We start from the raw sequence: 13,117 nt of genomic DNA on the forward strand, positions 1-13,117 counted from the left end.
ACCCGATCAGCATCCTCCGCAAGGGCTCAGATTTCCAGGTGAACGCGTGCGCCGAAGATGCGTACCGGCCCCTTGCGATCGGCGTTGTAGCCCGGGTTGTCGATTTGCTGGAAATCCGGGCTTATCTGCACACCCTTGATGATCTGGAAGTTGTAGTAAATCTCGTACGCCCTCTCGCGCCCGTAGTGGGTGAGCTGGCCGTCCCCGAGGAACCCGCCCACACCGCCGGCGGCAAGATAATCCCGGTGATCCCGATTCAGTCCAGCGGACGAAAAGGCGATGCCCAGCGTGTCGTTGGGCCGTCCCCAGCGCGTGCCCTTGATGAAGACGCCGCCTGAAAACACATCGTCGATCTCGGTGAATGCGTATTCCTCGACCTTGTCATCGGCCTTGCTGGCGCGGAAGAACACGCCGACATCATCGGCGACGCTTTGCTCCAGGCTGAGGCCATAGCCCGTCTTGCTGGCATCCTTGCGTACCGATGTCACATCGGGAGCACCGCCTGTGACCAGGGCGGCATTGATCGCATCGCGATAGTTGCCAGCGAAAGCGCGGTTGCGAAACACCATGACGCGGACCAGGCCCGGCAGGTCGCCGATCTTGTGATCGTGCTCCAGTTCGAACTGATCGCCGTGATAGCGACCGATGTTGTAGTTGAGCTTGGGCCCGTTGGCGATCTTCGGTTCCATGAAGCGGCCGACGCGCACCGCCCAGTCATCCCAATACAGTTCTGCCGCGCCCCCGATGGTGTAGGCACGCGCATCCGCCGCGTAGTCCCAGGCGCCATGCGTGATCATGGACCAGTTGAGGAACTGCGTGCGCGGGTCATTGGCATAGGTGCTTTTTTCGAAGATGTCGGTCTGCGTGATCTTGCCTACCGTGACAACCAGACGTTCCCTTTGATAGTTGCTGGCCAGCTGGTTCGGGCCCGCATCGACATGGAACGCATCGCCACCGAGATTGAAGGTCTGGCGCAAAAAAGCGCGCGCATAGTAGCCGCGTGGTTTGACGCCCCCATTCTTTTGGATCTCGCCATTGTTGATGCTCGCAAGGCCGAACAGGTGCGAGAGCGGCAGGCCTTCGACAGCTTCGGGATTGACGTATAGCTCGCCGCCTTTCCAGAAGCGTGCGCCGAGGTAGGCGGTAAACGTCATCGTATAGCTGCGCTCAGCGGCCGGGGTCAGGCTCTGTGGACCGGCATAAGGCGCAGAGAACCCGTTCTTGTGCTGCCACACATAGGTGGTCTGCGCGTGGGCGCTCCAGCGGTCTTCGCTGGTGTCCGTGCTTTCGGGCGACGGAGACATGCGGGGCAGCGTCGCGCGATCGTCCGGCAGGTCGGCCGCGGTGGGGGTGCCGACGACATCGGCGGCATGCGTCACGGTGCCAAAACAACCGGCGACGATAGCAATCCAGAGCGCGCCGCGACGTGCTTGGAGCGTGGTGTTGATGAACGTTCTGAACATGGGACACCTTGAATAAACAAACTAGGTAAAGGGACGAGCGATTCATAGTCAGGCAAAGCGGGGCCGCAGCGCCCGCCGCGAGGAAGCCGGCGCCTTGAGAACGAGTCGGAGCGGAATCAGTGCTTGGCGATGATCATCTGCACTACCTTGACGATTGCCATGATCAGTGCCGCCGCCAGATAGGCGCGCAATACACCGAGCCACAGGCGGCGGCGCATGCTCAAGTGCGCCGGCGGCAGCTTGTTCAGCGGAGGCATGCGCCAGTGCTCCCGGCCGCTGCGATCGATGACCTCGGCCGTCGAGGAGACGCGGCGACGGTTGATGATCATCATGGCCAACGCGCCCACGGCGGCCAGCGCCATGCCGCCAATCAGGATCGAAAGGATCTGCGCACTGGTGATGGACGGATACAGCACCGAACCCGTCAGGATGATCGACAGCAGCACCAATACGGCGACCACGGCACCGGTGAATAGATTGGTGATCCGGGTATTCACCCAGGGGCCAAGCACGGCTTTGTCATTGCAGAGCAGCAGCAGAAAAACCGAAGCGCCGGGCAACAGGATGCCGGCCAGGGTCTGTACCGCATTGGTGATGAGGCCCAGCGGCGCGTTGGGCAGCAATACCAGCCCGGCGGCGACGGCGATCAACACGGCATAGACGCCGTAGAACGTCTTGGCTTCCTTCGGCTTGCGATGCAGCGAATGACGCAGAGAGAGCACGTCGCCGATTGCATAAGCGGTCGAGAGCGATACGGCGGCGGCGCCGATGATGCTGGCGTCGATCAGTGCGATGGAGAACAACACCGCTGGTGTCGCACCCACGTATTTCGCCACGCCGGCCGCCACGGCAGCGGCATCGGTGAACTGGCCCATTTCAGGCCGCCCCGCAAACGTTGCGGCGCTGAAACCCATCATCGCCACCGCGCCGATGATCACCAGCACGATGCCGATCACCAGATCGATCTTTTCGTAGGTCATGAAGCGCGGCGTGATGCGCTTGTCGATCACATAGCTTTGTTGGAAGAACAGCTGCCACGGTGCAACGGTGGTGCCGACGATGGCGATGATCAGCAGCATCACCTCGCTCAACGGCGCGCCCTTGGGCATGCCCGGTACGACCAGGTCGTGGGCGAGCTGGCCGACCGGTGGATGCACCATCACCAACACGGGAATCAGCAGCAGACTGCCCAATACCAACATCAGCGAGAAGCGCTCGAAGCGACGGAAGTTGCCCGTGCTTGCCGCAACAACGATGAGCAGGGCCGATATCGCCACACCCCAACCCCGCGATATGCCCAGATGATCGAGACCGAGGCTGATGCCGATGAATTCAGTGACGATGGTAAGAGCGTTGAGGATGAATAGGTCGATGACACTAAAGGCGCCCCAGAATTTGCCGAATCGTTCGAGGATCAAGCGTGCATGCCCCACACCGGTGACGGTGCCCAATCGCAAGACCATTTCCTGATTCACATAGAGCACGGGGATCAGAAGACTTAGCGTCCACAACAGAACCGTCCCGTAGTTCTGGCCGGCCTGCGTATAAGTGCTGAAGGCACCGGCATCGTTGTCGCCGACCATCACGATCAGGCCGGGGCCGAGAATCGCGAGCAAAGTGCGAAATCTGGCGCGCCAACTGGTGCGCCTTGCCGTGTCATGGTGTGCGATGGTGCCCAGCGCGCCCTTGATGTCGCCCACGTGGGCGCTATCGAGCACGGCGGTGTCCTGGTATTCGGTTGTTTCCAGCGTATTGAGCATGCAGCACCAAGGGTGGAGGCGATCGCGAGGATCGCTATGGCGAATCGGAGGGCCCTGCCTACAGCAGGCAGGGCAAGTCAAAGCGGGCAGCGCGACTAGTGCGACGCGGCGAACACCTGAGTGGGAGCGATCGGCGCGCGACTCGACGGGTGTTCTCCCATCCCATGCTGCACACGGTGCAACAAGGTTCGTCGCGGCTTGAAGTCATCGCGAAGGCCGTCCAGCACCTGGAAAGTCTTTGCGATATCGCCGTGGTGATCCCAACCGACATAGAGATCGAGATTCATCGCGCCGCATTCCGGAAACGTGCGCACGATGAGGTGCATGTCTTCGGTCATCAGCGCGCCCGCCACACCATCCCGACCGGAGCGAGTGAAGAAGTCGTGGGTAATTTCCACGCGATGGCGCATGACATGCTCCACGCAGATGGCACGGATGGCGGCGGGCTCGCGCAAGGCCTCGACCGAAGTGCGGCAATCGAACCATTCGCCGAGGAAGTGGATGCTATTCATGGCTGGGTACTCGTGCAGGATCGCCAGCCGCAGGCGAACGCGCGCGGGCGTCTCTCACAAGCCGTGCATGACTTGCGACGGGAGCACTTGGCGTTCGGTAGAGATGCGGCGTGGCTGTAGCTAGGAAAAATCAATGCAGCGAGCGGCCCCTGGATGGGCGCGGCTCGCGGTTTCCCCGAGTATCAGCAAGATGGAGGGCGCATGTCGGCGTGCATGCCCATGCGTTGCATGCGCACAAGATCGGCGAATGGATGGGCGGAAGACGCCATGGACACGCCGCGTAAACCGCGTAGCGATGTCGAACGGCGAGTGCAGCAGGGACGTACCGCATGCACCGAAGGCATGGCGGGTTTTGCGTGGGCGCGCTGTCGGCGCCCCAACGATGATTGAAAGAGGTTCATGGCCACCTCCTGTGCGCCGGCGACGGCGCAGGAGGCGGCTGGACTTTCCTAGTCGAGGAAAGCGCCAGCCGACCGGATGCGGTCGCAGACGTCCAAGTTGTTTACAGATAGCGCCAACATCGAATGCAACGATTCAACATTGGCGCTGCGACTAGGGTAACTGTCCATATCTCGCAGGTTGGTAACGGGGTAAGTGCCTTGAATGGTGCAGAAGGCGCGGGCAAGGTAACGAGGCGCTGTCACCCTGTCAACGATTTTTCTCAGTCTTTTCTTGGCGCTACAAGACCACCACGCCAGTGCGAAGCAACGCCTCGCCGCCGGTTGCCGCATCCTACCCCCCAGGATAGGATCGGGCAATGACTACTCATACGTCTCATCCGAGCATCATCAAGCGGCTCAAGCGGGCCGAGGGCCACCTCAAGAGCATCATCACGATGCTGGAAGAGGATCGCAGTTGCCTGGACATCGCGCAGCAGCTTCAGGCCGTGGAAAGCGCCATCAGCAGCGCCAAGAAAACCCTCGTACACGACCACATCGATCACTGCCTTGAACATGCACTGCAGAGCAGGAAGCAGAGCAGCAGTGAGAGCATCCGCGAGTTCAAGGCCATCACGAAGTATCTCTAAGAGCCTGTTCAAAGTCTTGGAGAAGCTTGATGTGGTTTTTGGCTTCCTCTCCCCGGAGGGGGCCTGATTAGCGTCGACTCTCAGCTACGTGTGCGGTTAGCTCCCTCCCTTGCTTGCGACGCAAAGCTAGTCCCGTGGGACAGGGGAGGGCTGGGGAGGGGTGAGTGCTTGAGAAAGCGTTTCGGGAGAGGTTTTCGCAAGGGCTCACCCCCTCCCAGCCTCCCCCTGCAAGCAAGGGGAGGGGCAAAACCGCCAGCTGAGACTCGACGCCAATCAGGTTCGCGCGAGAGCACGGTCACAAGCACTATGCCTTTCTGTGGACTCGTTGCGCTCGCATCCAATACGTCCGGGTGCGCTCGAGGCTCGGGCCGTCGCCCTCCATCACTTTAGGCATATCGCGATCGGCATCACCCGGGATCGAGTTCGAGCCGCGCCACCTTGTAGAACGCGCCGGGGCTATCGAGGTTCTGCCCTTTGGCAGATGGCAGCGCCATCGCGCGCGCCACATCATTGACTCGCTGTCGAACCAGCAGGTCGCGCCAGGCCACGATCTGCAACACCTTGTAGGCGGGATCGGATTCCATCAGCGCGGCAAAGGTGGCATCAAGCGGCCGCAGATGCGCAAGCCTACGGTGGTAGGTGTCCTCGTACGAAAGCGGCTCGATGACGTCGAGCGGTGGCAAGCGGGAAGTTCGACAGCGCTATAACCGGGCATGAGGTGGAAAGTCCCGGCATCACCTCATGCCCGCATGTTGCCAATGCGCCCCGTGGCACGGCGGGGAAGCAACGATGTGGGAGTGCATGGGTGCATCGCCAGTGCACTGCGGTGGTCGCTGCATCTCTTGTTTCGCCCGGCGCCCTGCAATCGGAGGGTCTCATGGAAACCGTTGTACTTTCGGGCGAGATCAGAGTCGCCGACGTCGAACTCTTCCTGTTGGCCAACGGAATCGTCGTGCTGGCGACCTCGCGCACCGTGGCAAGGCGGATTTTGCATGAAATGCGCGAACGCCTCCCACCCGATGGTGGACTGTGGAGCGAGGAGGACGACGAGGATCTCTGGGGGCTGGAGCATCAGTTCGTCGACGGCATCCTCGACCGCGGATGGACCCACTTCCTCGTGTACGGCCCAACGTTCTCGCTGCCGATCGGTTACGCCCGGGGCTATGTTCGGCGCGCCATCGAGGCATGGCGCGCGAACGGAACGCCGCTGGAGTTTCATCACCAGACCACATGACCATGGGGAGCCAAGGAGTGACTTATGCATCCCATACATTCAGCAGTGCATTCGATCTTCGTGTTCGTCGTGCTCGTACTGGCAGTGGTTCCCATCTGGAAGATCGTTTCCAAGGCGGGATACCACGGCGCGTGGTCTCTCTTGATGTTCGTGCCGCTGGTCAACCTGATCATGCTGTACGTCTTCGCTTTTAATACATGGCCGATGGAGCGAGGACGCACTCCGTAACCATCGAAGACGGTGTCGCGAGGCTATGCGTTGCCGCAACGGACGCATCGAACTTGCGGCACTCCGCTTCCATCCCCTATGCGCGGGCCTTGCTCGCGCCTGCCGGCGTGACTGACGCCCGTGCCGGCCGACGGCCCGCCGTGATCGGGCCGCCCATGGCTCTGCAAACATCAATGCGTCACGCTTCCCATGCAACCCTTCACACGCCACCCAGGCCACTCGGATCATCGGATTCATGAGTGCCCGGCGCCGTACCCACCTCGCATGGAACTCGCTCGATGAGCCAAGCCGTACCGAATGACACCAAGTCCGACCCATCGCGCGCCATGGGCCGGTCCGGTCTCGCTGCCATGGGGCTGTCCGCCCTGGGTATCGTCTTCGGCGATATCGGCACCAGCCCGCTCTACACGCTCAAGACCGTTCTCAGCATGACCGGCGGTGCGGCAACGCCCGAGGTCGTGCTGGGCGTGCTCTCGTTGATCGTGTGGACGCTCATCATCGTGACGTCGGTGAAATACGTCGCCTTTGCAATGAGCATCGACAACGACGGCGAAGGCGGCATTCTCGCGTTGATGTCCTTGCTTGGCATCAAACAGCATCAACGGCCGATCATCGTCGCCGTTGGACTGTTCGGTGCCGCACTTATTTACGGCGACGGCGCGATCACCCCGGCGATCTCAGTGCTATCCGCACTCGAAGGTCTCAACATCGCCACGCCGGCGGTGAAGCCCTACATCCTGCCGGCCGCCGTGGCGATCCTCATCGCGCTCTTTGCGGTGCAGGCCCAGGGCACGGCGCGTATCGGCAAGGCCTTTGGGCCGATCATGGCGGTCTGGTTTCTGGCGATCGCGGTCCTCGGCATCACGGGTGTGGTGAAGCATCCCGTGGTGCTCAAGGCGCTGAACCCGCTGTACGGCTTTCACTATCTGTTCTCGCATGGGTATGCGAGCTTCCTCGTGCTGGGCGGTGTCTTTCTCTGCGTGACCGGTGCGGAGGCGCTGTACGCCGACATGGGGCATTTCGGTGCGCGCCCGATCCGCATCGCCTGGTCCGCGATTGTGCTTCCCAGCCTGCTCCTCAACTACGCTGGGCAGTCGGCCCTCGTGCTCGATGGCGTACCGACCACCGACAACATCTTCTACCGACTCTGCCCGCCGTCCTTGCTCATACCGTTTGTGATCCTGGCCACGATCGCCACGATTATTGCGAGCCAGTCGATCATCACGGGTGCGTTCTCCATGACCCGGCAGGCGATTCACCTGCGCTGGCTGCCGCGCTTACAAATCGTGCAGACCTCCGAGGTGGGTTACGGCCAGATCTATACGCCTGCGGTGAATTGGCTGCTGATGGTCGTCACCGTGAGCCTCACTCTGTTCTTCGGCAAGTCCGACAACCTGGCCTCGGCCTATGGCATCGCCGTATCGGGCACGATGCTGCTCACCACCGGCCTGCTGTTTATCGCCATGCGCGATATCTGGGGCTGGAGTTTGTGGGCCAGTGCCGCGGTGGCCGGCGCCTTCCTGTGCGTGGACGGGAGTTTCTTCCTGGCGAACCTGGTGAAGGTGGCCGAGGGTGGCTACGTCCCACTGCTGCTGGCCGCGTTGGTCTATGGGGTGATGCTGATCTGGCGCCGGGGACTGACGGCGGTAGCGCAGCAGCTCAGCGAAAAGGTCGTACCCATCGGCGACTTCATGCAATCGATCAGGTCGCAGAATATCCCCCGCGTTCCGGGCACTGGCGTGTTCCTCACCCGGACCGAGCGCCAGACGCCACCGGTGATGATCTGGCATGTGAAACATAATCGCGCATTGCACGAGAAGCTTTTTGTCGTGGGCGTGGTGATTGAATCGGTGCCGTGGCTCAAGGATGCCGAGCGCGTTCGCGTGGTCGAAGTGCAACCCAATTATTGGTGCGCCACGGCGCGCTTCGGCTTCATGGAAAAGCCCGATATTCCGGCGGCATTGCAACTGGCCTGCCTACAAGACCGTTCACTGATACTCAGCGACCTCGTGTACTACGTAAGCGAACTCAACATCGTGCAGCGCGATGAGCCGCCACGGATGCCAAAATGGCAGTGGGGACTCTTTGCGACGATGGAGCGCAACTCCGTGCACGTCAGCGATTACTTCCGGCTTCCCAATGATGGCGTGGTGCTGATTGGGCGGCGGGTGGCGATTTAGTCGTCGAATCTCAGCTAGCGCGATGTTCCCCTCCCCTTGCTTGCAGGGGGAGGTCGGGAGGGGGTGAGCCCTTGCGAAAACCTCTCCCGAAACGCTTTCTCAAGTACCCACCCCTCCCCAGCCCTCCCCTGCAAGCAAGGGAGGGAGCTAACAGCTCGCGTCGCTGAGATTCGATGCCGTTACCTACTGTCACCCGCATCCGCTCTAGCCCCACGCAACCACTCCCTCGGCGACACACCCACCTTCTGCGCAAACACGCGCGATAGAGCCGAAGCGCTGGCGTAACCCAAGTCGTTGGCGATCACCTTGAGCGCCGCGCCGTTACGCAGCTTTGACTGCGCAATGGTCAACCGCCAGTGCGCCAGGTAATCGCCGGGCGTCTCGCCGACCTGTGCCTTGAACGTGGCCGCGAATGCACTGCGCGACATGCCGGCGTGCTCAGCCAGGCTTTGCACGCTCCAAGGCGAGCCCGGTTGTTCGTGCATGGCGGTGAGCGCGCGGGCGATGTGAGGATCGGCCAAGCCCATCATGAGTCCAGCCGGTAGCGCCGCTTCTTCCGGGTGATCGAGCAACCAACGCAGCAACTGCAGCAACAGCACTTCAAAAAGGCGATCCGCCAAGTGACGCTGGCCGCAGCGCACTTGCTCGGTTTCGGCAAACAGCAAGGCCAGTGTGTGCTGCAGCGCTTCCGCCCGCGCCAGCGGCACCACCACCAAAGGCGGCAGTGCGCGCGCCAGGGGATGATGCACGCCACCTTCGAACTCCAGCGTGGCGCAGGTGAAGTCGGCGCCCTCACGCGGCGCGTTGTGAAAGTGATGTGCCAGCGGCCGCGGATAGAACAACAAGCTGGGTTCGCGCACCTCGATGCGCTTGGGCGCACCCGAGCCCGCGCGATGCGTCACCGCCATCTCACCGCGACGCATCACATGCAGAAAGCCCAGCCCCGGCCGCTCCGCAAATCGCGTCACGCCGCACAGCGGGCCCGCATGAAACAAGTGGGAGCGCACCCGAAAGCGCTCGAGCAAGGCCGAGAGCCTATCGATATCCAGGTTCGAGGTTGCGTCGCTCATTTGGACGATTAGCCATGTTTCTTGGAGATTTCGTAGCCAATAGTATCCGAAGCAAGGCCACACTGTCCGGGTGCAGAAGCTGGCTTGCCACCTCGGCCGATCGCACGAACCCTCATCGCAACGTACGAACTTTGATCCGGAGAACCACTATGTCCCGCGTCCCCCTTCTCGATACCACCACCGCCCCCGTCGACAGCCGCGCGCTGCTGCAACAGATCCACCAGACCTTCGGGGCCACGCCGAACATGTTCAAGGCCGTGGCCAACTCGCCTGCCGCGCTCGGCAGCATGTGGGGATCATTCGGCGCCCTCGGCGGCGGCTCGATACCGGCCAAACTCGGCGAGCAGATCGCCGTGGCCGTGGCCGACCGCAACCGCTGCGAATATTGCCTCGCTGCGCACACCGCACTGGGCCGCAACGCTGGCGCCACCCTGGAAGAAATGGCATCGGCCCAGGCCGGCCACTCTGACGACGCCAAAACGGCCGCCGCGCTGGAGTTCGCCTTGAAGCTCGTCGATCACCGTGGCCAGCTTGGCAACACCGACGTAGCGCGCCTGCATGCCGTGGGCTTTTCCGACGGCGAGATCGTGGAAATCCTCGCGCACGTGGCACTGAACCTGTTCACCAACTACGTCAACGTGGCGTTTGCCGTGCCGGTGGATTTCCCCGCCGTGAAGCTGCGCGCGGCTGCGTAAGCACCGCGCTGTGATGATGCTCGCCCTGGGCGCGGTAGCGACGGAAGCACGTCATACCGCTCTCAGCTAGTGCGACTCCTCCCTCCCCCTGCTTGCGACACAAAGCTAGTCCCGTGGGACAGGGGGAGGCTGGGCGAATCGGCGATCTGCGAGGGGCTTAGCCCCAACACGCGACGCATGCAGCGGGCCATGTGGCTTGGGTGTGCGAAGCCCGCCTCCAGCGCAATATCCGTCAGGCTCCTTCCGCCTTCGAGCAGGCGTATCCGCGCGCGTTCTACGCGCCGCTCAAGGACAAAGCGATGAACCGGCATACCCACCGCTTGCTTGAACAGCGGCTTGAAGTGCGAAAGGCTGAATCCAGCGACGCTCGCAAGCTCAGCGAGTGTGAGGTCTTCGTCGAGATGTGCCTCGACGTATTCGATCACGTGGCGCAGTCGCCATGCCGGCAGCGCACGACTCGGCTTGGTGTTCGACATCCCCCTGCGCGATTGCAGCACGAGCAAACGCGCAGCGAGCGCGGAGGCGAGACTGTCCGCGAATATGCGGCCACCCGGATAGGAGTCGTGATCTTCGGCTTGCATCATCCAGCCAATGCGCTCGATCTGAGGGTCGCGCAGGTGAATCGATGGCGCGAGTGCGGCATCGCGTGAACTCACGCCCATGGCATCCGCCGTGTCCAGCAAGAGCGAAGGCGTCAACCGGAGCAGCAGCGATCGCGCTGGCTGCGACAGAGTCCAACGCGTGGACGACTGCGCAGGCACGACGCAGAACTGGCCGTGGATGCGAGTCCCTTGCCGCTCGTAGTTGCCCATGCGATAGGAGACCGGCACCGGCCCGCCCAGATGAAGGCAAAGCACATGACGGTCATCCACCGGCGAATCGAACACCCCGGATGGCACCGGTGAAGTGAGCACGTCGAGCTGCGGCAAACGATGCTGACCGGCACTCGACAGCAGCGCGGCCGGAGGGCTGGGGTAGCACGAGGGGCGATCGGTCATAGGTTGATCTTTCTACGCGCCCCGGTTCTGTAGCCAGTGCCGAAAATCATCCTTCTGTATCCGGCACCGGCCGTTTGTGCGCGCCTGGCCTTGGCGGCGCTGCCAGCATGCTCGGCAGGCACACCTTGTATGGAGATTCGAGATGAAGCGCAGACAGTTCATGGCATTGACCGGCGCCACGCTTGCCGCCAGTGTCGTCGGCACGTGTATAGCGCGCGTGACTCCCGGCCGCAGCGCTACAGGCGCAGGCCCGTCCAAACCGACAGACGCGGCAGCGTTTCGCGCAGAGCGACGCTTCGCCGACCTCCCCTTCGGCAAGATCGCCTATGTCGAGCGGGGCTCGGGTGATGCAGCGCTGTTTCTGCATGGCGCGCCACTCAACGGCTTTCAATGGCGCGGCGCCATCGATCGGTTGTCGCCCTATCGGCGATGCGTGGCACCCGACTTCATGGGCCTTGGATACTCCGAGGTTCCCGAGCACCAATCGCTAGCAGCCGACGCCCAAGTTGCGATGCTCGCAGCCCTGCTCGACAAGCTGGCGATCTCCAAGGTCGATATCGTCGCCAGCGATAGCGGCGGCGCGGTCGCGCAGCTGTTTGTGGTCCGTTATCCCGAGCGTGTGCGGACGCTGCTGCTGACCAATTGCGACGTCGAGATCGACAGCCCTCCGCCCAAGGTCATGCCGGCCATTGAGATGGCGCGCGCCGGAACACTCGCGGATGCCACGGCCAAGTGGCTTAGCGACAAAGCGCTGGCACGTTCGACGTTCGGTGCAGCCGTCTATCACGACCCCAGCCGCTTCGCCGACGAAACCATCGAGTACTACGTCACGCCACTCGTCAGCTCGCCGCTGCGCAAGGCGCAATACCACGCGTTCCACATCGCGCTGGAGCCTAATCCACTGAAGGGTATCGAGGCGGCACTCAAGCGCAGCACGGTACCAGTACGGATCGTATGGGGCGCCAGTGACGACATCTTCTCGCAAGCGGACGCCGACTACCTCGACCACACCTTTCCGAAGTCACAAGGCATCCGCCGCGTGCCCGGAGCGAAGCTGTTCTTTCAGGAGGAATACCCTGATGTCATTGCCGAGGAAGCGAGGCGGTTGTGGAGTGTTGCTTGAGTTCCTCTTATGCCAGTGCCTGACCGGCGTCGAATCTCAGCTGGCGATTCTCCTCTCCCCTGCTCGCAGGCTGTGAACATCTCACGTGACATGGAGCTCCTTTTCCGCGGCAGCGGTTCGAAAGCCCGCGGCAGGCGAACCAATGCACGCAGACGCGACAACCTAGCGATACGTCACTGGACCCCGGCCTGCGCCGGGGCGACGAAGTAGAAGCGGTGTCGCCAGCACCCACCCCAACCCTCTCCTCGGAGGGGAGAGGGAGCAGAAACATACTTGCGAGCTCAGGTGACTTCGCTACCCAACCGCATATTGATGCCCAGCGCCGTAGCCAACTCGCGCATCGGCTCGTTGTCACGCGTTAGCGTCATCCAGCCGGCATAGCTGCCATCGTCGGTTTCCCAGGCCCACAAGGTATAACCGTGTGGCGTCAGGCTGTCGTAGGCCATGGCGAATAGCGATGCCGCATCGACGTCGGCATGGAAGTCGTCATCGTCCGGATCGCCATCCCATTCGACCGACAGATTCCAGCGCGACGTCAGCTCATCGATCGCCTGCACCAAGGCGCGCGTGTCATCGGCATCGACGTGAAAACCCGAACGCCAGTCGATCACCTGGCTGATCACCCGAATCGGCTCGATCTCAGCCCCATCGGCATGACCTACGGCATCGCGGTAAGCCGCGAACTGCTGCATCGCCGTTTCTTCGTCGCCCGGATTGATCAGCAGCAGCAGCTGCCAGACACAGGCCTCTACCGAGTCGTCGCCCTCCTCGCCGTCGTCGAAAGGGTGTTCGGTATCGAAATCGTCGTCAGAGGGGCTCATGGGTGC

General features: G+C 62.2%; 13 protein-coding genes. 6 read left to right on the forward strand and 7 right to left on the reverse strand.

What is annotated here, in order from left to right; genetic code table 11:
- Positions 1-26 precede the first annotated feature (26 nt).
- The 3 genes from OUZ45_RS12880 to OUZ45_RS12890 all read right to left on the reverse strand — a co-directional run bounded on the left by OUZ45_RS12880 (position 27) and on the right by OUZ45_RS12890 (position 3,735).
- Positions 27-1,463: a carbohydrate porin gene (locus OUZ45_RS12880; RefSeq protein WP_266170521.1), complete on the reverse strand. Its 1,437-nt coding sequence runs from the start codon at positions 1,461-1,463 to the stop codon at positions 27-29.
- 116 nt (positions 1,464-1,579) lie between these two features.
- Complete coding sequence (locus OUZ45_RS12885) at positions 1,580-3,223, reverse strand: NRAMP family divalent metal transporter (RefSeq protein ID WP_266170522.1); 1,644 nt, start codon at positions 3,221-3,223, stop codon at positions 1,580-1,582.
- Positions 3,224-3,318: 95 nt separating this feature from the next.
- Positions 3,319-3,735, reverse strand: a complete 417-nt coding sequence (locus OUZ45_RS12890; RefSeq protein WP_266170523.1) for an S-adenosylmethionine decarboxylase — start codon at positions 3,733-3,735, stop codon at positions 3,319-3,321.
- A 757-nt stretch (positions 3,736-4,492) separates the two neighbouring features.
- Between OUZ45_RS12890 and OUZ45_RS12895 the strand changes: the two genes are divergently transcribed.
- Positions 4,493-4,762, forward strand: a complete 270-nt coding sequence (locus OUZ45_RS12895) for a metal-sensing transcriptional repressor (protein WP_266170524.1) — start codon at positions 4,493-4,495, stop codon at positions 4,760-4,762.
- A gap of 407 nt (positions 4,763-5,169) precedes the next feature.
- On the opposite strand, the gene OUZ45_RS12900 is transcribed toward OUZ45_RS12895, so the two are convergent.
- On the reverse strand, positions 5,170-5,445 hold the full coding sequence (locus OUZ45_RS12900; protein ID WP_266170525.1) for a baseplate J/gp47 family protein: 276 nt from the start codon (positions 5,443-5,445) through the stop codon (positions 5,170-5,172).
- A 194-nt stretch (positions 5,446-5,639) separates the two neighbouring features.
- On the opposite strand from OUZ45_RS12900, the gene OUZ45_RS12905 reads away from it, so the two are divergent.
- From OUZ45_RS12905 to OUZ45_RS12915, 3 genes are all read left to right on the forward strand, one after another.
- A complete protein-coding gene (locus OUZ45_RS12905) occupies positions 5,640-5,996 on the forward strand; it encodes a hypothetical protein (protein ID WP_266170526.1) in 357 nt (118 codons plus the stop codon).
- A 24-nt stretch (positions 5,997-6,020) separates the two neighbouring features.
- A complete protein-coding gene (locus tag OUZ45_RS12910; RefSeq protein ID WP_266170527.1) occupies positions 6,021-6,224 on the forward strand; it encodes a hypothetical protein in 204 nt (67 codons plus the stop codon).
- Positions 6,225-6,502: 278 nt separating this feature from the next.
- Positions 6,503-8,404 carry a potassium transporter Kup gene (locus tag OUZ45_RS12915; RefSeq protein WP_266170528.1) on the forward strand — a complete coding sequence of 634 codons (1,902 nt, stop codon included), beginning with the start codon at positions 6,503-6,505 and terminating at the stop codon, positions 8,402-8,404.
- Positions 8,405-8,583: 179 nt separating this feature from the next.
- Here the strand turns inward: OUZ45_RS12915 and OUZ45_RS12920 are convergent, their stop codons facing one another.
- On the reverse strand, positions 8,584-9,474 hold the full coding sequence (locus OUZ45_RS12920; RefSeq protein WP_266170529.1) for an AraC family transcriptional regulator: 891 nt from the start codon (positions 9,472-9,474) through the stop codon (positions 8,584-8,586).
- Positions 9,475-9,623: 149 nt separating this feature from the next.
- Between OUZ45_RS12920 and OUZ45_RS12925 the strand changes: the two genes are divergently transcribed.
- Positions 9,624-10,169: a carboxymuconolactone decarboxylase family protein gene (locus OUZ45_RS12925; RefSeq protein WP_266170530.1), complete on the forward strand. Its 546-nt coding sequence runs from the start codon at positions 9,624-9,626 to the stop codon at positions 10,167-10,169.
- Between the two features lie 62 nt (positions 10,170-10,231).
- Here OUZ45_RS12925 and OUZ45_RS12930 read toward each other — a convergent pair whose 3' ends face one another.
- Complete coding sequence (locus tag OUZ45_RS12930; RefSeq protein WP_266170531.1) at positions 10,232-11,167, reverse strand: helix-turn-helix domain-containing protein; 936 nt, start codon at positions 11,165-11,167, stop codon at positions 10,232-10,234.
- A 142-nt stretch (positions 11,168-11,309) separates the two neighbouring features.
- On the opposite strand from OUZ45_RS12930, the gene OUZ45_RS12935 reads away from it, so the two are divergent.
- Positions 11,310-12,290: an alpha/beta fold hydrolase gene (locus tag OUZ45_RS12935; protein WP_266170532.1), complete on the forward strand. Its 981-nt coding sequence runs from the start codon at positions 11,310-11,312 to the stop codon at positions 12,288-12,290.
- Between the two features lie 281 nt (positions 12,291-12,571).
- Here OUZ45_RS12935 and OUZ45_RS12940 read toward each other — a convergent pair whose 3' ends face one another.
- Complete coding sequence (locus OUZ45_RS12940; RefSeq protein ID WP_266170533.1) at positions 12,572-13,111, reverse strand: DUF6630 family protein; 540 nt, start codon at positions 13,109-13,111, stop codon at positions 12,572-12,574.
- Between the last annotated feature and the right edge of the window lie 6 nt (positions 13,112-13,117).

Origin of the sequence: Dyella subtropica, assembly GCF_026283965.1 — a bacterium.
Lineage (GTDB): Bacteria > Pseudomonadota > Gammaproteobacteria > Xanthomonadales > Rhodanobacteraceae > Dyella_D > Dyella_D subtropica.